Origin of the sequence: Camelimonas lactis (assembly GCF_004342915.1) — a bacterium.
GTDB lineage: Bacteria > Pseudomonadota > Alphaproteobacteria > Rhizobiales > Beijerinckiaceae > Camelimonas > Camelimonas lactis.
The window spans coordinates 1-21,280 of the sequence record NZ_SLWL01000008.1; the positions used below are offsets into that span (position 1 = coordinate 1).

General features: G+C 64.8%; 10 protein-coding genes, 1 tRNA gene and 1 pseudogene. 5 read left to right on the forward strand and 7 right to left on the reverse strand.

Annotation, left to right across the window (positions count from 1 at the left end):
* Positions 1-18: 18 nt before the first annotated feature.
* A tRNA-Met gene (locus EV666_RS09935) sits at positions 19-95 on the forward strand.
* 62 nt (positions 96-157) lie between these two features.
* Here the strand turns inward: EV666_RS09935 and EV666_RS09940 are convergent.
* Both EV666_RS09940 and EV666_RS09945 read right to left on the reverse strand, forming a co-directional pair.
* Positions 158-259, reverse strand: a pseudogene (locus EV666_RS09940) (flavin-dependent oxidoreductase); the annotation flags it as partial.
* Between the two features lie 81 nt (positions 260-340).
* The gene (locus EV666_RS09945) at positions 341-796 is read right to left on the reverse strand and encodes a winged helix-turn-helix transcriptional regulator (RefSeq protein WP_132006923.1); all 456 of its coding nucleotides are present in this window, start codon (positions 794-796) and stop codon (positions 341-343) included.
* A gap of 107 nt (positions 797-903) precedes the next feature.
* Here EV666_RS09945 and EV666_RS09950 point away from each other — a divergent pair, with 107 nt between their 5' ends.
* Complete coding sequence (locus tag EV666_RS09950; RefSeq protein WP_132006926.1) at positions 904-2,142, forward strand: MFS transporter; 1,239 nt, start codon at positions 904-906, stop codon at positions 2,140-2,142.
* Between the two features lie 138 nt (positions 2,143-2,280).
* Here the strand turns inward: EV666_RS09950 and EV666_RS09955 are convergent, their stop codons facing one another.
* Entirely contained in the window at positions 2,281-2,967 is a 687-nt protein-coding gene (locus tag EV666_RS09955; protein ID WP_132006929.1) for a type 1 glutamine amidotransferase domain-containing protein, read from the reverse strand.
* A complete protein-coding gene (locus EV666_RS09960) occupies positions 2,964-4,271 on the reverse strand; it encodes an NADH:flavin oxidoreductase/NADH oxidase family protein (protein WP_132006932.1) in 1,308 nt (435 codons plus the stop codon). The genes EV666_RS09955 and EV666_RS09960 overlap by 4 nt, the downstream gene beginning before the upstream one ends.
* Before the next feature lie 83 nt (positions 4,272-4,354).
* Here EV666_RS09960 and EV666_RS09965 point away from each other — a divergent pair, with 83 nt between their 5' ends.
* Entirely contained in the window at positions 4,355-4,813 is a 459-nt protein-coding gene (locus tag EV666_RS09965) for a MerR family transcriptional regulator (protein ID WP_132006935.1), read from the forward strand.
* A 237-nt stretch (positions 4,814-5,050) separates the two neighbouring features.
* Here EV666_RS09965 and EV666_RS09970 read toward each other — a convergent pair whose 3' ends face one another.
* Positions 5,051-6,550, reverse strand: coding sequence for a helicase HerA domain-containing protein (locus EV666_RS09970; protein ID WP_132007321.1), 1,500 nt, complete (start codon positions 6,548-6,550; stop codon positions 5,051-5,053).
* A gap of 307 nt (positions 6,551-6,857) precedes the next feature.
* On the opposite strand from EV666_RS09970, the gene EV666_RS09975 reads away from it, so the two are divergent.
* Positions 6,858-8,738: a DEAD/DEAH box helicase gene (locus EV666_RS09975; RefSeq protein WP_132006938.1), complete on the forward strand. Its 1,881-nt coding sequence runs from the start codon at positions 6,858-6,860 to the stop codon at positions 8,736-8,738.
* A gap of 373 nt (positions 8,739-9,111) precedes the next feature.
* Positions 9,112-10,524, forward strand: a complete 1,413-nt coding sequence (locus EV666_RS09980; RefSeq protein WP_132006941.1) for an amidase family protein — start codon at positions 9,112-9,114, stop codon at positions 10,522-10,524.
* A 193-nt stretch (positions 10,525-10,717) separates the two neighbouring features.
* Here the strand turns inward: EV666_RS09980 and EV666_RS09985 are convergent, their stop codons facing one another.
* Positions 10,718-18,895: a hypothetical protein gene (locus EV666_RS09985; protein ID WP_132006944.1), complete on the reverse strand. Its 8,178-nt coding sequence runs from the start codon at positions 18,893-18,895 to the stop codon at positions 10,718-10,720.
* Between the two features lie 1,442 nt (positions 18,896-20,337).
* Positions 20,338-21,279 (reverse strand): alpha/beta hydrolase, encoded by a 942-nt coding sequence (locus tag EV666_RS09990; RefSeq protein WP_132006946.1) that lies wholly within the window; start codon positions 21,277-21,279, stop codon positions 20,338-20,340.
* Position 21,280 lies beyond the last annotated feature (1 nt).

Genomic DNA, 21,280 nt, shown 5'->3' on the forward strand with positions numbered 1-21,280 from the left:
AAAGCTTCCAACAATTGCCGCGGGGTGGAGCAGCCCGGTAGCTCGTCAGGCTCATAACCTGAAGGTCGCTGGTTCAAATCCAGCCCCCGCAACCAGAACATAAAACCCCCGTCCGCTCCACGCGGACGGGGGTTTTTGCTTGTGGGGGCATTCCCCTTCAGCGCCAGCCAAGCCCGGGCGCCACATGCTTCAGGATCGCCCCGATGACATGCGCGTTGTAGGCGCCCCCAAGCTGGTTGGGGACTGTCAGCAAAAGCGTGATCATGCGTACGGGAGAGAAGCTTGCCACCCTTGTTTGGGCGGCGGATTCACGTGGCGTCGGGCGCCAACAGGATTGCTATCACTCAATTGGCGCTAGTTTAAGCACCTGGGTATCGCCCCAATTCAAAAGGCGACCATCTCGCGCGCGCAGTTCCAGCCGGGCCACGGGCGCCCTGCACCGGGCATCAACTAGGAAGGACAGCGGCTCGTCTGAAAGATAGAGATGCTCTTCGCCCCATTGGCGCAGTGCGATGATGACCAGATGCAGACCGCGCCCTTTTTCAGTCAGGACATATTCCTTGTAAGCGCTGCCGTCGGACGCTGGCGCGGTTTCCAGTATGCCGCGTTCGGTCAGGGATCGCAGCCGCGTCGCCAGCATTCCCTTGGCGATACCCAGCCCCTTCTCGAATTCGGTGAAGCGCCGCACCCCATCGAAGGCATCGCGAATGATGAGCAGCGACCACCAGTCGCCAATCACATCCAGCGCCCGCGCCACGGGGCAACCGGCATTCCATAGACTGACCCGTTTGACCATGACTATCGCTTCCTGCCATCAATTCTGATTCTAAATTAGAACTAGATATTGATCCGCGCAAGTGGTCTCAATTTGATACTACATAAATTGTCACAAGCAGGATCGCCATGCAGCACGGAAACCAGGCCACGAGGAAGTATGGAACAGGGCAGGGATTGTCAGGATTGGATACGTTAATTTTCGCCGTCGCCGCCGGCCTTAGCGTGGCCAATATCTATTATGCCCAGCCACTACTCGGTTCGATGGCGAAAAGTTTCGGGATTTCACCAGCATCCGTTGGTCTCGTGGTGACGTTAACCCAGATCGGATATGCGCTTGGATTGATCTTCATCGTTCCTCTCGGAGATCTGATCAATCGCCGGCGCCTTGTTGTCGGTCAGGGCGCTTTGTCGGTCATCGCGCTGGTCGCGGTTGGAATGGCGCGAACCGAAGTGGTCCTGTTTGCAGGCCTCGCAGCAATGGGGGTGCTTGCCGTCGTGGCGCAGATCCTGGTGGCGTTCGCCGCCACGCTTGCGGCGCCTGGTGAACGTGGCAAGGCCGTCGGCGCAGTAACGGGCGGCATTGTTGTCGGCATTCTCGCCGCCCGTCTTGTGGCCGGGGTCCTGGCCGATCTTGGCGGCTGGCGGGCGGTCTATCTGACGTCGTCCATTCTGACGGCAGGCATGGTTGGGGTGCTCATGCGGATTCTGCCGCGCCAGCTACCGCCCGAAAGCAGCGATAGCTATGCCGCCGTGCTGCGCTCCATCCCGCTTCTGTTCCTGCGCGACCGCATACTGCTGGCGCGCGGCTTCCTTGCTCTGCTGATCTTTGCATCATTCAGCACATTCTGGACGGCTCTGGTCCTTCCACTCAGCGCGCCGCCATTCTCCTGTTCCCATAGCCAAATTGGCCTGTTCGGCCTCGTCGGTATGGCAGGGGCAATCGCCGCAACAGGCGCTGGGCGCCTTGCGGATCGCGGGTTTGGGCAATGGACCACCGGTTTGTCGCTGGCGTTGCTGCTGGCGTCATGGGCGCCAATCGCCATGCTGCCAACGTCGCTGCCGCTGCTCGTGATTGGCGTTGCGCTACTTGATCTCGCCGTGCAAGCCGTTCACGTCACAAACCAGAGCGTCATCTTCAACCGGCGCCCTGAGGCGCGCAGCCGTCTTGTTGGGGGCTACATGGTGTTCTACTCCATCGGCAGCGCAGTCGGAGCCATCACCTCGACAATGGCCTATGCCCAGGCTGGATGGTCCGGCGTGTCGATGTTGGGAGCCGTTTTCAGCGCCGCCGCCTTGCTGGTTTGGGCGGTGACCTCCGGCTTGCAGGCTTCCAGAGACGGCCTCATATGCGCCGACGGCGGGTAAAGGCGACCGGGTGCAGCTTTTCGCTTCCTTTTGTCCGAGCTTTGGCGTTGCCGATCCCATGTGGTCCAGCCCGGAAGTGGCGCAGGGCGCGCGCCCCGTTCCATTCAATACGCGCGCGGTGCGCCCCTTTCCATCTTGTCAAAGGAGGGCGGCGACTTTCCTGGCGGTTGCTTTCGCGGACCAGGGGTTCTGCCCGGTTACCAGCCGGCCATCGGCGATGACATGGGAGATGAACGGCAGGAAAGCCTTCTCGTAGCGGGCGCCCCGGCGCTGCATTTCGGCCTGGGCGTTGTAGGGCAGGTATTTCGCGACGCCCGCCAGCACTTCTTCTGTCCAGGAGGAGAAGCCGGTAAGCCGCTTCTCCTTCACCAGCAGTTCGCCACCGGCCAGCCTGACGTTCAGAAGGCCACAATACCCATGGCAGACGGATGAGACGACGCCGCCGCGCTCCCATATGGCGCGCGTGATGTTTTGCAGCCCCTCGCTGTCTGGAAAGTCCCACATGACCGCATGGCCGCCGGTAAAATAAATCGCATCATACTCCGCCGGGTCGATTTCATCGGGACGCGCCGTATTGGAGAGAAGATCCATCCGGCTCCGGTCGGCGAGCCACGCCCTGGCTGAGGCGTCCAGAAGGGGCCATTTGAGCGCGCGGGGCTCGAGGGGCGATGCGCCGCCTTTCGGACTGACGATGCGCTGCGTGTAACCTCTTCCGGCGAACAGATCATAAGCATGCGTCAATTCCGACAACCAGAGGCCGGTGGCATGGGACGGGTCATCGTAGTGGGCGACATTGCTGACCACATGGAGAATGCGCTTCGTCATTCTCCGGACCTTACCGGATCCGCGCGCGGAGCCCGACTGACGTCGTTGTGAGCGACTGTCGGGGTCTGGGGGAACGTTTGCCGCGTCGCCATCCAGCGCCGGTACCGGCGGGCGCTGCACGTGGCCTGGAGCTGCGAGGTCAGCAGCGCCCACGCGGGCGACACATCCGGGGTCGTGGCCCGACGCTGGCTGAGGCGGACCATCTGGTAGCGGACAGCGGCCATGTGCGCTGATGAAGCCACCGGTTTGTTTTTCCAGGTGATGGGTCTCAGCGCCGGCGCATCGTTATTTCCCCGTTCCCAGTTACGCGGCAGGTTGGGCTCGATGGCGAGCGCGGTCGCGATCCCGGCCATGGCCACGCCGCTTCCGATCACCTTCTCGGCCACCTCGCGGCGCCGTATGCCGCCCGTGACCATCAGCGGCATCGTCGCGACGTCGCTGATCTCCCGCGCGAAGTCGAGGAAATAGGCTTCGCGCCCCAGGGTGCGATCGTCGCGCGCCGCGCCCATCATCGCCGGGGCTTCGTAGCTGCCGCCTGACAACTCAACGAGGTCGACGCCGGTCGGGCCGAGCATTCGCACAACGTCCCGCGCATCCTGGGGCGAGAAGCCGCCCCGCTGGAAATCAGCCGAGTTGAGTTTGACGGCGACCGCAAAATCGGGAGAAACCGCCGCGCGCACGCCGCGCACGATATCCAGCAGCAGGCGGGCGCGGTTCTCAAGGCTGCCGCCCCAGCGATCGGCGCGGTGGTTGGCGAGCGGTGAGAGGAACTGGCTGAGCAGATAGCCATGGGCTGCATGGATCTCGACGCCGTTGAAGCCGGCCCTCGCGGCGAGAAGCGCGGTGTTGACGAAACGGCTGGCCACATCGGTAATATCGGCCGGCGTCATCTCCCGCGGCATGGGAAACATCCTGGACTGCGCGCCGAGATCGAGCGCGATCGCCGATGGCGCCAATGTCTCCTGCCCCAGCCCCTTCGGCATCTGCCGGCCGGGATGATTGATTTGCAGCCACGCCTGCCCGCCGCCCGCGCGCGTTGCTTCCGCCCACGCCTGGAAGCGATCGAGGCAGCGGTCATCTTCCAGCACCACGCCGGCCGCGCCCGTCATGGCCCGTGCGTCCACCATGACGTTGCCGGTGATGATAAGCCCGGCGCCGCCCCTGGCCCAGGCGCGATAGAGGCGGATCAATTCGTCCGAAGGCGCATGGTCGTTATCCGCCATGTTCTCCTCCATCGCCGCCTTGGCGATGCGGTTCGGAATGACGGCGCCGTTTGGCAACCTCAGCGGGGAAAACAGGGTCATTCGGCTCTCCGGATTTCAGGCTTGAGCCGAGCATAACCTTTGAGTTAACTTTAAGGTCAAGCGTTGGCAGCGGGGGTATCGCGATGAATATCGGAGAACTGGCGAGGCGCGCCGGGCTGACCAGTTCACGCATCCGCTTCTATGAGCGCGCTGGTCTGTTGAAGACCGTGGGGCGGCAGCCGAACGGATACCGGACGTACCCGCCGGAAGCTGTGCTGGTGCTCGAGCTGATAACGAGCGCCCAGCAGGCTGGCTTCAGCCTTGACGAGATCCGGACGCTGCTTCCGCCCGACCTGGAGAACTGGCGACATGACGCGTTGATCGAGGCGCTTCGCCGCAAGGTTGCGGAGATCGAGGGGCTGCTTCTGCGGCTCCAGCAAAGCAGGAAGCAGCTGGTTGCGCTGATCAGCGACATCGAGGCGAAGCCCGATGACATCGATTGCGCCGCGAACGCGCGGCGGGTGCTGACGAATATGTTGGGCAAAGGGGCCGAAGCTGGGGGCGCGGCGGTTGGCGCCGCAGCTCGACGCCGCCCTGCCTGACGCCTGCCCGGCGCCGGCAAGACCCGTTAACGCTGCTCAGGCGATAACCAGTCCGCCCATGGCGGGCCGCCGGCATAGGGGAGCGCCGCGGCGGCATGGCGCGCCCAGAGATTTGCTCGCTCCGGGCCACGGCCATCCGCCCGCCCGGTCCTGCGGGATACCTGGGCGCGGTGGGATACCTGGGCGCGGTGACGTTGCGATGGCCAGATGCGCCTTGCACAGCGTTGGCGGGCGCGGTTACTCCGCCGCGTCGCGTTGGGGCGTGTCCGGCGCGTCGGGATGACCCGGGTCGGTTTCGCAACCAAGATCCGGGAAGGCGAGAATGCGTCGTCCATGGAAATCGGTGCGGGCGATGAGAAGACCCCGTTCCTCGAAATAGGCCAGCAGGCGCTGCGCCCTCCGGGGCGAATGGCTGCCGTAGGCGCGCGCCAGGGTGGCGTCGGACGGGCAGGGGTCCTTGTTGATGGCGGCGCGGGCGACAAGCAGGAACATGCCCTGCAAGTCATCGGGCAAGGTTTCGGAGAGCGACAGGGCGATGGCCCAGGTCTCCCCGCCAGTGCTTTCGTCAACGCCAGCGCGGGCGACCGCCAGACGCCGGCGGAAGGCCGGAAGCGCCAGGGGTTCGCCTGGCACCCGCCGGATGCGGCAGCGCACGAGAAAGTCCTGGTAAAGCACGGCGTCGGAGCGGAAGGCGGCGTCCGGGTCCTCAAGGATCTCCCGCAACACCGTGTCGATGCCGGTTTCGCGCTCCGTCTCGTCGATAATGGCGAAGACCGGCTGGGCGGGGGGCTCCGGCGCCGGTTTCGGCTGGGCCAGCTGGGTGAGAATATCCGCGGTCGGCACAGGCCGCGGCGGCGGCGACCGCCGCACGGCCAGGGCGGCCTCCTCCGGCCCCGGCGTGAAGATCAGGTCGCGGGCGTCCCCGGGCGCCTCGGGGAGCGGCATCAGCTTCGGGCTGGCCGAACGGGCGGAGGTTTCAACGGGGCCGATAGTGATCTTGAGCGGTCGGCGCGACAGGGCCGGGCCCAGCGCGACAAAATTCCCGCGCCCCAGGTCGCGGAACATCTCGGCCTGACGGCGATCCATGCCGAGCAGATCGGCGGCGCGCGCCATGTCGATGTCGAGGAACGTGCGGCCCATCAGGAAGTTGGAGGCTTCCGCCGCGACATTCTTGGCCAGCTTGGCCAGTCGCTGGGTGGCGATAACGCCCGCCAGGCCGCGCTTGCGGCCCCGGCACATCAGATTGGTCATGGCGCCAAGCGAGAGCTTGCGCGCTTCGTCGGACACCTCGCCGCCGACGGCGGGCGCGAAAAGCTGGGCCTCGTCGACCACGACGAGCACCGGATACCAATGGTCGCGGTCTGCGTCGAACATGCCGCCGAGAAAGGCGGCGGCGGCGCGCATCTGTTGCTCGACGTCGAGCCCCTCAAGGTTGAGCACGACGGAGACGCGATGCTGGCGCACGCGGCCGGCGATGCGCGTAAGCTCGGCTTCGGTGCGGGCGGCGTCGATGACCTGATGGCCAAATCTGTCCGCCAAAGTGACGAAATCGCCCTCGGGATCGAGAATGCACTGCTGCACCCAGGGGGCGCTCTGTTCCAGCAGGCGGCGCAGCAGATGCGACTTGCCGGACCCGGAATTGCCCTGCACCAGCAGGCGGGTCGCCAGCAGCTCTTCCAGATCCAGCTCCGCCACGGCGCGGCCGGCCGCGGCGCCCATGTCGATGTTGACCTTCATCCAGCGCCCTTTCGGGCCTATCCTTACCACCGGCGGCCGGCAACGCGAAACGTCGCGCCGGGATTCCCACAGCATGGCGTTTCCAGGGGCGCCGGTCAGGCCCGCCATGGCGGTGCTTTCAGCCGCCGGCCGCTGGCGTTGGCGCGCGGCTTTTCTGCGCCAGTGACGGAAATGCCGATGTGCGCTGTAAAAACGCGCCTCACGGCTGTGGCGTCGGGGCGTTGGTCCGACTAATAAGGCGTTCCTGAAATTTTCCGATGGCTCCCCTTTGACGCCGGACGACAACGCGAGACAGGCGGAACCAGCCGTGCCCTTCATGACGACAAATCCGGCTCTTGCCCATGCCCTGGCGGAGCGGGACTACAACAATCCGACGCCGGTGCAGCTGGCCGTGCTGGCGCCCGAGGCGTCGGGGCGCGATCTTCTGGTGTCCGCCCAGACCGGCTCGGGCAAGACTGTCGCCTACGGCCTCGTCATGGCCGAAACCCTGTTGGGCGCCGAAGAGCGCTTCGGCTACGCCAGGGCGCCGCAGGCGCTGGTGGTCGCCCCCACGCGTGAACTCGCCCTGCAGGTGCAGCGGGAATTCACGTGGCTCTACGCCGCTACCGGCGCCCGCATCGTCTCCTGTGTCGGCGGCATGGATCCGCGTCAGGAGCAGCGGCAGCTTGAGCAGGGCGCCCATATCGTCGTTGGCACGCCGGGGCGTCTGCGCGATCACCTGGAGCGTGGCCGTCTCGATCTTTCGGCCTTGCGTGTCGCCGTGCTCGACGAAGCTGATGAGATGCTCGATCTTGGTTTCCGAGAGGATCTCGAGTTCATCCTTGACGCGACGCCGCCAGAGCGGCGCAGCCTGCTGTTTTCCGCCACCATGCCGCGCGGCATCGCCACGCTGGCGCGGCGCTACCAGCGCGACGCCCTGCGCATTGAGGTGGCGGGCGCGGAAGGAGGCCACGCCGATATCGAGTACCGCGCCATGCGCATCGCGCCCACCGAGGCCGAGCATGCGGTGGTCAATGTGCTGCGCTATTACGATACGCCGACCGCCATCGTGTTCTGCAACACGCGCGAGGTGGTGCGCCGTCTGCACGCCATGCTCCAGGAGCGGCAGTTCTCAGCCGTGGCCCTGTCCGGCGAACTGACGCAAAAGGAGCGCAACCACGCCTTGCAGGCGCTGCGGGACGGGCGGGCGCGAGTTTGCGTCGCTACCGACGTGGCCGCGCGCGGCATCGATCTGCCCAACCTGGGCCTGGTGATTCACGCGGAGTTGCCCAGCGACGCCGAGACGTTGCAGCATCGCAGCGGCCGTACCGGCCGCGCCGGGCGCAAGGGCGTGAGCGTGCTGCTGGTTCCGCCCTTCCGTCGTCGCCGCACGGATGATTTGATGCGCGGCCTCGGCGTCACCCCGACGTGGTCAGGACCACCCACCGCCGAGGAGATCCGCAAGCTCGATCACGAGCGCATGTTGCGCGACGCGCTGATTACCGAGGAGCCCGGCGAGGAGGACGCCAGCGCCGGGCTGGCGTTGCTCGCGGCCTATCCGGCGGGGCACCTGGCTGGCGCCCTGGCGCGCCTCTACCGCTCCGGTTTGCCGGCGCCGGAGGAGGTGTCCGACCCGGGCGAATCGCGCACGGCGCGTGATCGTTCCGCCGACCGGGATTTTGGCGGGGCTTCAGGTGGCGGGGTCTGGTTCCGGCTCAATGTCGGCCGCCGCCAGAACGCTGATCCGAAATGGCTGCTGCCGCTGATCTGCCGGCGTGGAAACGCGACGCGCAAGGATATTGGCGTCATCCGCATTTTTGATGAGGAAACGGCGTTTGAGGTCAGTCCCGCCGTTGCGGCCCGTTTTGCCAAGATTTCGCGCAAGATGGATGGCGAGGACGTGATGATCGAGCCGTTGCCGGGCGGTCCCCCGGCGGGTGGCCCGAGGCGTCCCGGACGCGGGGCGCCTCGCGGCAAGCCGCGTCATGATCGGGCGCCCTACGAAAAGCCCTTCAAAGGCAAGAAGTTTCGGGACGAGCCGCCGCAAGACAGGGGCGGGGAAGGCAAGGCGGGCGGGGCGAGAGCCACGCCCTGGAAGGCGCGCGAAACCGGTCCCTCAGGCCAGACAAAGGGCGCGCATCCGCCCAAAAGCCGCCGCCCGCCCGCTGCTGGCGACAAGCCCAAGGGCAAGCGGCCGCGCTCTTCCTGACTGTCCGCCGAGGCGGACTTCCGGCCTGGCGGCGCGAATGACAACGCCTGGCGTCCGGTCCTGGCCGGCGCCGCCCCGGGTTCCTCTCCACAAGGGCGCGGCTTTTGTTCATGGCGCGACCGCGCGCCGATGCAAGAACAGATGAAAGAATAAAAGCCGCGCCCAGGCCTGCCTGAAAAGGATGCGCCGCCCTGCAAGGGGCGCGGCGATGGCCCGCCCGGCCGGGCAAGACGGCCGGACAGGCCTGCATTGACTTGGCCAGCAACCTTGACAGGATTTGTCGCGAGGGTCGTGTGAAGGCGATCAGGCGACTGATTGGTGAAACGCAACGCCCTCCATAACAAAACCCGGTCATGAGCATGGGGAGGACGGTATGTCGGAGCCAGTCTGGCAATGGTCGGCTGTTGATACCGCGCGGGCGATCCGGGCCGGAGAAATCAGTTCCGCGGCGGTCGTCGAAGCGCATCTGGCGCGCATGGACGCCGTTAACCCGGCGATTAACGCGGTGGTTGCGCCGCTGCATGACGAAGCCCGGAAAGCGGCGCGGGACGCCGATCGCGCGCAGGCCAGCGGCGCTGCCCTCGGGCCGCTGCATGGCGTGCCGGTGACGCTCAAGATCAATGTGGATGTCGCCGGTCAGGCCAATTCAAACGGCGTCGTGGCGTTCCGGGACAATATTGCGCGCGAGGATTCGCCCGTTACGGCCAACCTGAAGCGCGCCGGCGCCATTATCATCGGCCTGACCAACACGCCCGAGTTTTCGATGCGGGCCTTTACCGACAATCCGTTGCACGGGCTGACGCTCAACCCCTGGGACCAGACCATCACCTGCGGCGGATCGTCTGGCGGCGCTGGCGCATCCATCGCCGCCGGCATCGGCGCCATCGCTCACGGCAACGACATTGGCGGGTCGCTACGCTGGCCGGCTTATTGCAACGGCGTGGTGACCATCAAGCCGACCCAGGGCCGCATTCCGGCGTTCAACCCCAGCGCCAGCGAGGAGCGACCGCCCATGGCGCAACTCATGTCAGTCCAGGGGCCGCTGGCGCGTTCGGTGGCGGACGTCCGCCTCGGCTTCGAGGTCATGGCTGCGCCTGATCCGCGCGATCCCTGGTATGCGCCAGTTCCGCTGGCCGGACCGCCCGTGTCGCGGAAGGTCGCGGTGGCCCGCATACCCGATGACATGGCGTGCGATGATGATGTGATTGCCCTGTATCGCCAGGCTGCGGAACATCTCGCGGATGCGGGCTATGAACTGCACGAGGTTGAGGTTCCGGAACTCAGCAAGGTCTGGACGCTGTGGCGCGATCTTCTGTTTACGGAGCTCGCGGTCATGCAGGCGCCCCTGATGCGACAGGTGGGCAGCGGGACCTTCGTACGCGGGATCGAGGCGGCGTTGAGATCGGCCCCCGTGATGGACATCGAGGGCTATATGCGAAGCGTTTCGGAACGGACGCGGCTGCTGCGGCTCTGGATGACGTTCCTTGACGAATATCCGGTGCTTCTCACGCCCCTGTCCGTCCGGCGGACGCCCGGTCCCAACGCCGATATTGACGGCAGCGGCCGCAACATCATGTGGGAAACCCTGCGCTTCCTGTCCTCAATCAATGTTCTGGGCCTGCCGGCCGCCATTGTGCCGGTGGGGCTGGCGCGTGGGGCGCCCGTCGGGGTCCAGCTTGTCGCCACCCGTTACCGGGAGGATCTCTGTCTCGACGCAGCGGCGGCGATCGAGCAAAGGGCCGGGCGGCTGGTTGAGAACCTGTGGAGCATGCTGGACAAGCGCTGAGCCGGTCGGAAAGCTGTATGGCTTCCGGCAAACGGCCTCCCAGCGTGTGAAAGCGTGAACGGGGGAGAACGTGACCGGCGTCGCCGGCTCCGCCCTGTGAGCCGACGGGGACCGGACAGCTGGACGGCAGATGTAAAAAGGGCCGCCCCGATGGGGCGGCCCTTTATTTTGTCGTGGCGCCGTCAGGCGGCGGTTACCACTGGTAGCGGACGCCGCCCTTGATGGAGCTGTTGGACAGGTCGCGGTTGAACTTGTAGCTCGCGCTGACGAAGCCCGACCACCCGGTGTTGGCGCCGTACACGTTGAGCGTTCCCGCGATCTCGCCAAACGCGCCGCGGAAATTGTCTTCGACGCCAAGCGGAACGCCGTCACTAAGGATCAGCGCCTTGTTGACGCCCCGGAACTCGTTCCAGACGCGTCCGGTCAGCGAGGCCTCCAGACGGTAGGCGTCGTTCAGGACCATGTTGCCGCCGACGCGGGCGCCGAGGCTGCCGCGCAGGCTGTCGTTGGAGCCGAATTTGGCCATCGCGCCAGGCAGCGCCAGCAGGCGGTCGAGCGTGGTGCGCGCATAGGAGAGTGTGGCCACCGGTTCGATGAAGGCGTTGGCGCCCAGGTTGAAGCGATACCCGGTGTCAACCGTGAAGCCGAGCGTCGTCGTGTTCAGCCCCTGCATGGTCGCGAGCGATGGCGCCCGGTAGTCCATGTTCAGCAGGTCCACCTTGGCCAGCGCGTCCACGAAGAACCCGCTGTTGAGATAGGTGGCGTAAACGCCGGCCGTGCCGCCCTGGTAGTTGGCGCTGGTCGGCGAGGTCTTGAAGTCCAGGTTCGACGAGATGTAGCCGCCCATCAGACCGAACACCAGCGCATCGCCAGGCCGGGCCACGTTCTCCTGCCCGAAGTCGACGCCGCCCAGCAGACCGAACGTGTTGCGGTTGTAGCTGGTGTTATGGTTGTAGAAGCGGTTCAGCAGGGTCGTGGACGTGCTGTTGTCGCGGTTCTCCCACGAGCCGACCGCCTTCGCCCAGACGCCGGGGGTGACGTTGCCGGGCTTGCCAGGATTGGCGAGGAAATTGCGCAGGTCAGCCTGACGGTCGAGCCACACGCCGGTGGTGTCGTGCCAGATGCTCTGCGCGGCGGAAACGAGGGACGGCAGTTCGTAAGCTTCGCTGTCGGGCGCGCCGACCAGCACGAACTCCTGTCCGCCCTGTGCGCCCGCCTTCAAGGCAACGTCGTAGAAGAACAGACCCTTGTCGATAACGTTACGGCCGGCGCGGACGCTGTTGGCGCTCGACGGATCCAGCACCACGGCCTCCGGCGAGGTCGCGCCGCCCTGGGCGACGACGACCGTCACGCCCTGCGGGTTAAACCCGGCGGGGCCGCTGTTGAGGTCGTTCACCACCAGACGGGTCACGCCGCTGACCGTGCCGCCAACCACGAGCGTGTCGGACGTCGTGCCGGGACCTCCGAGCCAGGCGTCAACCACGAGGCGGCCGTTACCGACGCCGGAGTAGTTGTCGCTGGTTTGCAGCGTATCGCGCTGGGCGCTGGCGCCAAGAGAGGCGCCGGGACGCTCGTCCTGCATCAGGATCAGGCCAGCGCCGACGCCTGCCGGATCACCGTTGTTGAAGGTGGCGAGGTTCTGGAACCGGGCGGTTTCCGCGACGCCGCCCTGGAAGGCGGTGACGATACGACCGGTGTTGTTGAGCGTCGAGGCGCCGCCGCCGAAGTTGCTGTCGCCGGTGACGTACCAGCTGTTCGAGCTGCGGTTGTTGAAGACGCTGGCGCCGCCGGGCATGTTCACCCGGCCGACAATGACGCCGTCGTTGCCCAGATTGGCGCTGGCGCCGGTGATGTTGACCGCCAGATCGCCGGTGGCGCCGATGAAATCGGTCGCCATGCGGCTGGAGGCCACCGAGCCGCCCGCCGCCACCGTCACGGCGGCGCCGGAGCCGCTGTCGATGTCAATGACCGGCGTGCTGGCCCCGCCGGGACCGCGCACCGAGCCGCCGATTTCCACGTTCGCAGTCTGACCGGCCCGGACTTCCATGCCGGAGGCGCTGAGCGAAGCGATGGCGCTGCCAGCGCTGGTGAGCACGCTCACAACGCCGTTGCTGCTGGCGGCGAAGACGCCGGTGTCGGCGGCGGTGACCGTTCCGCCAATGGCGACGTTGACGCTGCCGCCGGCTCCCGTGGTGGCGGCCGCGACGCCCACGCCTTCCAGCGCAGAGATCTGGCCGTTGCCAGTGACGTTGATCGCGCCGTTGTCGCCGGCGACGAAGGCGCCGACGCCGAGATAGCGGGCGTTGATCACGCCGCTGGCGGTGACGCCAGTGACCGCATCGTTGCCTGTCGTGGCGGCGAGCACGCCGGCGCCATTCGAGGTGATCGCCCCGGAGGTGTTGATGGCGATCTGGTTCGACGCGCCGTTGGCGAATGCGCCAATGCCCATGCCGTCAACCACAATCCGGCCGCTGTTGTCGAAGTTCAGCGCGTTGCCAGATCCGCTGGCCACCGTGGTCAGACCGAAAACGCTGGCGTTGATCGCGCCGGTGTTCTCCATCACAACCTGGTTGCCATTGCCGTTCACATAAGCCGCAGCGCCAACAAGAGCGTCGATCTGGCCGCTGTTGCTGAGCTTTGCGTCGTTGCTGGCCCCATCCACATAAGCGGCGGCGCCGACGCCGCCCGCCGTGATGGCGTTTTCGTTGCGGATACGCAGACGGTTGTCGTCGCCATTGACGCCGCCGGCAAGGCCCGCTGCCACGGCGTTGACCGAGCCATCGTTGTCGATGGTCAGGCGGTTCTGGTTGCCCTCGGCGAAGCCCGCGGCGCCGACAACGCCGGCGTCGATGGTTCCGTCGTTGCCGACAAACGCGCGGTTCTGGTCACCGTTCACATAGGTCGCCGCGCCAGCGAGGCCAGCCACGACGTCGCCGTCGTTGATGACCGCCGAGCGGTTGCCCGCGCCGTCCACATAGGCCGCCATGCCGGCGCCAACCGTATGGATCTGGCCGCCGGCCTCATTCACGGCGTTGAGCCAGTTGCCATCGCCATTCACATAAGCCGCGGCGCCGGTAGCGCCGGCGTCAATGTGACCGGCGTTGCGGATTTCGGTCTGGTTGCCATTGCCGCCCACATAGGCGCCGAGGCCGACCAGGCCGGTGTCGATATGGCCGGTCGGGCTGTTGCCGACGAACAGGCTGTTGTTGTCCCCGTCGACGTAAGCGCCGGCGCCCAGGGCGAGTGAGGTGACGGCGCCGTAGTTGACGACGGCCGTATCGTTGCCGGCGCCATTTACATAGGCAGCCATGCCGGCGAGGCCGGCTTCCACGCTGTCAGCGTTGATCACCGCGGTGACGTTCTGGGTTCCGTCCACATAGGCGGCCATGCCAAGGCCAAGCGGCGCGGTTTTGATTCCGCCCTCATTCAGCACGAGGGAGTCGTTGTTCGCGCCATCCACATAGGCGCCGGCGCCGAGCACGCCGGCGGTGATGTCGCCGGAGTTGTAAACGTCCTGCATGTTGCCGGCGCCGTTGACGCCGCCAGCGATGCCGACGCCGACCGCGTTCACCGTCCCGTCATTGTCAACGATCAGCCGGTTCTGGTTGCCCTCGGCGAAGCCGCCAACGCCCAGAATTCCGGCGTTCACCGTTTCATCATTGCCGATGAACGCGCGGTTCTGGTCGCCACTCACATAAGCTGCCATGCCGGCGAGACCAGTGTTTACGAAGCCATCGTTGGTAACCGCGATGCGGTTGCCGTTGCCATCCACGTAGGCGGCCATGCCGGCGCCGACCGTGTGGATATTGCCAGTGGCTTCGTTGGTGGCCTCTAGCCGGTTGTGATCGCCGTTCACATAGGCGGCGGCGCCCACGAGGCCGGCGTCGATGTGACCGCTGTTGATGATTTCAGCACGGTTGCCTTTGCCGTCGACATAAGCCGCCGCGCCGACGCCAGCGGCCTTGATGCGATGTTCGTTGTCGACCGTCAGGCGATTGCGGCTGCCATCGACGCCGCCGGCGAGGCCGACGCCGATCGCATCAATATTTCCGCTATTGTCAACGGTCAGACGGTTGTGGTCGCCATCGGCGAAGCCGCCGGCGCCGAGCACGCCAGCCTTGATCTCGCCGGCGTTGCCGACCGAAGCGCGGTTGCGGTCGCCATCGATGTAGGCGGCCATGCCGGCGCCGACCGTGTGAATCTTGCCAGTTGTCGCTTCGTTGGTGGCCTCCAGCCGGTTGTGATCGCCGTTCACATAGGCGGCGGCGCCCACGAGGCCGGCGTCGATGTGACCGCTGTTGCTGATCTCCGCGCGGTTGCGGTTGCCGTCGACATAAGCCGCCGCGCCGACGCCAGCGGCCTTGATGCGATGTTCGTTGTCGACCGTCAGGCGATTGCGGCTGCCATCGACGCCGCCGGCGAGACCGACGCCGATCGCATCAATATTTCCGCTATTGTCAACGGTCAGACGGTTGTGGTCGCCATCGGCGAAGCCGCCGGCGCCGAGCACGCCAGCCTTGATCTCGCCGGCGTTGCCGACCGAAGCGCGGTTGCGGTCGCCATCGATGTAGGCGGCCATGCCGGCGCCGACCGTGTGAATCTTGCCAGTTGTCGCTTCGTTGGTGGCTTCCAACTGGTTGCGGTCGCCATTCACATAGGCGGCGACGCCCACGAGGCCGGCGTCGATGTGACCGCTGTTGCTGATCTCCGCGCGGTTGCGGTTGCCATTGACGCCGCCGGCGAGGCCAATGCCGATCGCGTCGATTGATCCGTCATTGTCAACGACCAGACGGTTGCGGTTGCCTTCCATGAAGCCGCCGGCGCCGAGGGCGCCCGCATTGATCTCGCCGTCATTGCCGACGAAGGCGCGGTTCTGGGCGCCGCTGGCGTATGTGGCCATGCCAACGCCAAGCGGATCGGCGTTGATGACGCCGTCCTGCGCGTTGACCATGGCGATGCGGTTGCTGTTGCCATCGACATAGGCGCCGGCGCCGAGGCCGAGTGCATCGACCTTGCCGTTGTTGGCGACGGCGGTGTTGTTGGCGTCGCCCTTCACGTAAGCGACAAGACCGGCCAGACCCGCGTCAACCTCCCCGCCATTCAGCAGGGCGGTATTGTTTTGCGTCCCGTCCACATAGGCGGCCATGCCGACGCCGAGCGACGAGGTCTTGATGTCGCCGCCAGGGGCGTTGAGCAGGGCGGTGTCGTTGCTCTCGCCCTTCACATAAGCGCCAAGGCCGAGAACGTTGGCGTCGATGGAGCCGAGGTTGAGCAGGGCGGTCTGGTTGTCGCTACCGTCCACATAGGCAACCGCGCCGGCGATGCCGGACTTGATGTCGCCGCTGTTGCTGACCAGCGTGCGGTTGTCCTGGCCGTCGATATAGGCGCCGGCGCCAAGCACGCCTGCGTTGATTTCATGCTCGTTGCGAACGCGCAGACGGTTGTCATCGCCATTGACGCCGCCGGCCAGGCCAATGCCGATCGCGTCGATCGATCCGTCATTGGTCGCGCTGAGGCGGTTGCTGTCGCCGTTTACATAAGCGGCCACGCCAATCAGGTCGGCGTTGATGTGACCGCCGCCGCTGTTGCTGATCCGCGCGCTATTGCCGTTGCCGTCCACATAGGCAGCCACGCCAATGCCGGTCGCCGTAACGGCGTTCTCATTGCGAACGCGCAGGGCGTTGCCATCGCCATTGACGCCGCCGGCCATGCCAACAGCGGCCGCCGTGATGGTTCCGTCATTGTCGACCAGCAACTGGTTAGCATTGCCATTCATGAAGCCGCCAGCGCCGAGCACGCCAGCGTCGATGGTCTTGTTGTTGGCGACGACAGCGTTGTTCGTGTTGCCGTCGACATAGGCGGCCATGCCAATGCCCAGCGTGGTGGTCACGCTGCCATTGTTGGCGACGACGATATCACCGTTGTTGTTGCCCTTGACATAAGCGGCCATACCGATGGCGCTGGCGTTGATGCTGCCGCTGGGCTGGTTCAGCACCTTGACGGAGAGGTTGTTGTTACCTTCCACATAGGCTGCGGCGCCGATCAGGCCGTTGGAGATGGATCCGTTATTGCCAACGCTGACCGTGTTGCCGTTGCCAATGCTGACGCCAGCCAGACCAACCACGTTGGCCTGAATGTCGCCGCCAAAGCTGTTGCTGACGTCCAGCTTATTGCCGTTGCCATCCGCGACAACGCCGACAACGCCAGCGACGCCCGCCGTCACATTGCCTGTGTTGCCGGCGATTACCACATTGTTGGCGCCGACGCCGACACTGGCCAGACCAACCATGTCGCCGTGAACCAGACCCGACTGGTTGTGCACGCTGACGGTGTTTCCATCACCCACGCCCACGCCGACAAGACCGGCGAGGCCGGCGTCGATAAAGCCGCCGCTGGGGCTGGAATTGTTCGTGACCTGAACACTGTTGCGATCGCCAACCGCGACGCCTGCGGCGCCAACGAGGTAGTCCTGAATCGTGTTTGTGTTGGTGACAACGACGTCATTGCCAACCCCGTGGTCGCCAACCTTGACGGCCGCCAGTCCAACGAGGCCGGTCCCGGCAGAAGTATTGATCGTGCCTGAATTGAACGCTTCGGCCTTGCCGTCGCCGACGTCGACAGCGATGGCGCCGATCAGATCGGCGTCAACGGTTCCCGTATTGTTGACGGTCGCCGTGCCGCTTCCGATCTTGAGCGCGCCCATGCCGATGAGCGGCGGGTCGATGACGCCATTGTTGGTGACGGTGACGTCGCCGCCGCCGAGGCCTACGGCGCCGATGCCGAGGAGGCCGCCCTGGTCGATGTGGACCGTGCTGCCGGCGCTGTTGGTAAGGTTGACGTTGCCATCGGTGTTGAAGCCCAGCACGCCGATCAGGTTGCTGTTAACGCCGCCATTGGTGGTGACGTTGACCTCGCCGTTGCTGCCGATCGAACCTGCGAGAATGCCGACGCCATTGGTTGCGGTAACTATTCCGCCGGTTGTGACATCAACTTTGTTGTGGTCATTGCCAAGGCCGAGCGCGATCACGCCTGCATAGCCACCGGTGATGTCGCCGGTAGTGTCGACGGTGACTTCTGCCTTGCCGTTGCCGAGCAGGGAGGTGAGGTTGTTGAGATCGATGCCGCCACTGATAATGCTGGACGGATCGACGGAAACACTGCCGGCCACCGCCAGCACGCCGACCTGGCCGCCCGTGATATCAGCGCCGCCAGTCACATTGGTGGTGGCAATGGGCGCGCCGGTGAGGGCGCCGCTGACCGTAATGGCGGAAATGCCAATGCCGTTCGTGCCGGTGACAGACTGTCCGTTGGCATGGATGGTGGTGGTGGCGTTCATGTTGGCGCCGAGCGTCAGCGCCGTGATGCCGTTCTGGGCGCCGATCACCTTGGTGGCTTCGGACGTGCTGATATTGGCGACGCCGCCAAGGCCAGCAGCGCCGATCGTGGTGAGGTTGATGCCGTCGCCGCCCAGCCCGTTGACCACGGCCGTGTCTTTGACGGTGACGGACGCGTTGCCGCCGGTGATCAGCGCATTGACGCCGTTCTGCCCGCCGGTGATCTGTGTAGTACCGTCAGCGGTAATGTTGGTGGTCACGCCAAGGACATTGACGCCGTGCCCGGCCGTGCCGGTGACTTTGCTGTCCTTCAGGTTGAGGGTGCTGCTGAGGCTCTGGACGTTAATGCCGTCCTGAGCGCCAACGATCTTCGTGTCGGATTTGGTCGTGATGCTGGCAAGGCCGCCAGTGGTGCTGATGCCATCGCCCGCAAGGCCCGTGACCTTGGCGCCGGTCAGATCAATCGTATTGCTGGCGCTCAGGGCGCTGATGCCGTTCTGGCCACCTTCAATGGTCGTCCCGTTGGCCGTGATACTCGCCAAGCCGCCAGTGGCGTTGATGCCATCGCCGGCGGTGCCTTTAACCGAGCCGTTGGTCAGATCGAAGGTGTTTGAACCACCGAGGGCGCTTATCCCGTGGGTTTGACCGACAATTGTCGTTCCATTCGTAGTCAGGTCGGTAGCCAGGCCATTGACCACAATGCCATTACCAGTCTGACCAGTTATCGTTCCGCCGATGAGGTCAATATTGTTCAGGCTCCCGACACTCAACAGGCCGGTTACCTTGATGCCATCAGTGCCGCCGGTGACATTCGTGCCATCGGTGTCGATGGTGTTTAGAAGGCCGTTTGTCGCGATGCCGCTACCGGCCAGGCCCTTGATATTGCCGCCGGTGAGATCGAGGGTATTCGCGCCGCTGCTGGCGTTGATGCCGTTCTGACCGCCAGTAATATCGGTATTTTCGGTTGTAATCGATGTTGAAATGTTGCCGGACTTAATACCGTCGGAGGCAGTGCCGGTGACTGTGCTGTTTTCCAAGTTCACAATATTAATTGGGCCATCGAGCACGATGCCATTATTTGCGCCAGTAATGGTTGTAAAAGTAGCATCTACAGTTGAAGTGCCAACAACCGGAGCCGTGGCTTTAACATAGATGCCGTCGCCATTCGCGCCGTTAATAGTAGACGGCTTTGCCGATGTGCCATTCACATCAACTGTAGCAATAGCGCCAATGACACTAACGCCGCCGGTCCCTCCGTTTACTTTTGAGCCAGCGGCACCAATATAGGTTGCCGTGCCAAGCGCTCCGTAGCCTTCAACGTCTACGCCATTAAAGGTCGACCCCGCGTTGTTGTTGATGGTCCCGTTGTTTGTGACCAATCCATGTATGCTTAGGATGTTATATCCAGCACCATTGTCGGCACCTTTATTTGATACACCATCGCCAGATATGGTTTTATTTGATTCAATTGTTAAATAATTGTTGGGTAAACCAAAAAATACACTGTTAGTAAACGTTCGATTGCCGCTATTTGTTGTCTTGTTGCCCCAGCTTTCGGCTCGCGCGCCGGCGGCGGACAATGCGATGCCAGCAAACACCGCCACACCAAGCGTGGTGCCGGAGAGCAGGGCATTGCGAATGGCTGCTCCTGACGGTGCCACCACCTGCTCCGCGCGATTCTCCAGACGCCAGGCGTCCATCAGCGTCATGCCGCCACGTGCGCCTGCTGCGCCGCCGATCTTCGCGCCGGAAATACCCATAGCTTCCCCCAACCCCTGACGACTTACGCCGCTTAGAACGGATTGCGCTCTTTTGCGCAAAATCTACCTAATTGTGCGTGGTAGCATTAGGGAATTGTCAAAAAAAGGGGGTTAAACCGCTTCAAAAGCATATAGAATTTTGCAATTAATTTTGAGATATTTTGCGATTATTGATTTCATAAAAGGAGGCGCGGATATTTATATTGATCGCGGAATTGTGTGTTATTTTTCGTGGGCGCCGTTGGGTAGGGGTGGCGAAGTTGATTAAAAAATTCTGGAAATAAATTTAAGATACAACTTATCAAAATTCATATATTTATGAGCCGTTGCAATAAGTCCGGTTATGCCCCGCGCTTCCGGTAGGGCATGTAGCGTTTTTCAGGCCTGTAACGTTTTCGTATCGCGTCTTGACAGGTGAGGGTCGTGGCTTGCCGACGTCGGCCCGGCCTTCCCGGTGGGGCCCGTGCGCCGTCTGGCGCCCGGCGAGGCACTTTGGCCGGCGTCCGGCGACGTCAGGGCGCGCGACTCAACTGTTCGCTTTCGGAGGGCTGGCGGGCGACTGCCCGCGCCTGGGGCGGCGCGAAGGGGCTGACGCGCGGGCGGGCTGCGCGCCAGGATGTCATGAGTGGTGTGTAAGGGCGGCTTCCGGCGCAGCGCCCTGGCCGCCTGAACAGCGCGTCCCGGGGCGCTGCGCGAAAACCGTCTTTTCCGGAAACGGATTACTGGCCCCGCAACATCTCGCCAAAGCGGCGGGTGCTGCGTTCGATGATGTCCTGCGCCACCGGCGACCAGCGGCCCATGTCGAAGAAGCCGTGGATCATGCCGGGGCCGGGGATCAGCTCCGCCTTGCCGCCCGCGGCCCGCAGCGCTTCGGCGTAGGCCGCGCCTTGGTCGCGCAGGGGGTCGAACTCCGCCGTCACCACCAGGGCGGGCGGCAGGTTGGCCAGGTTCTCTGCCTGGATGGGGGCGAGGCGGGGGTCCATGGTTTCGGCGACGCCGCTGGCGTAGTGGTTGTAGAACCAGGTCATGGTGTCGGATTCGAGGAAATAGCCCTTGCCGTTCTGTTCGGCGCTCGGGTATTCGGCGGCGGCGTGATCCACGGCGGGGTAGATGAGAAACTGCGCCGCCAGGTTGATGCCCGCGTCGCGCAACTGCTGCGAGACGACCGCCGAGAAATTGCCGCCGGCGCTGTCGCCGGCCACGCCGACAATATCATTGCCGCCAAGCTCCCGGGCATGGGCCACCACCCATCTGGCCGCGGCGATGGCGTCCTCGATGCCGGCGGGGAAGGGGTGCTCGGGGGCGAGGCGATAGTCCACCGCCACCACTACCGCATGGGCGCCGCGACAGACATCGCGGCACATGTTGTCGTGGGTGTCGAGATCGCCGATGACGTAACCGCCGCCGTGAAAATAGACCACGGTGGGGAAGGGGCCGGCGCCTTCCGGCCGGTAAATCCGGGCCTTCAGCGGGCCGGCGGCGCCATCGACGACGGCGTCCGCCACGCTGGCCACCGGGGCGATCTGCTCCGGCGTGCGCGTGCCGTGGGTCAGCGCAAGATAGGCGGCGCGGCCTTCTTCCGGCGAGCCCTCGTGCATGGGTTTGGCGGCCGGGTTGGCCATCATCTGCAGAACCTGGGCGAGATGAGCGTCAAGCGCCATG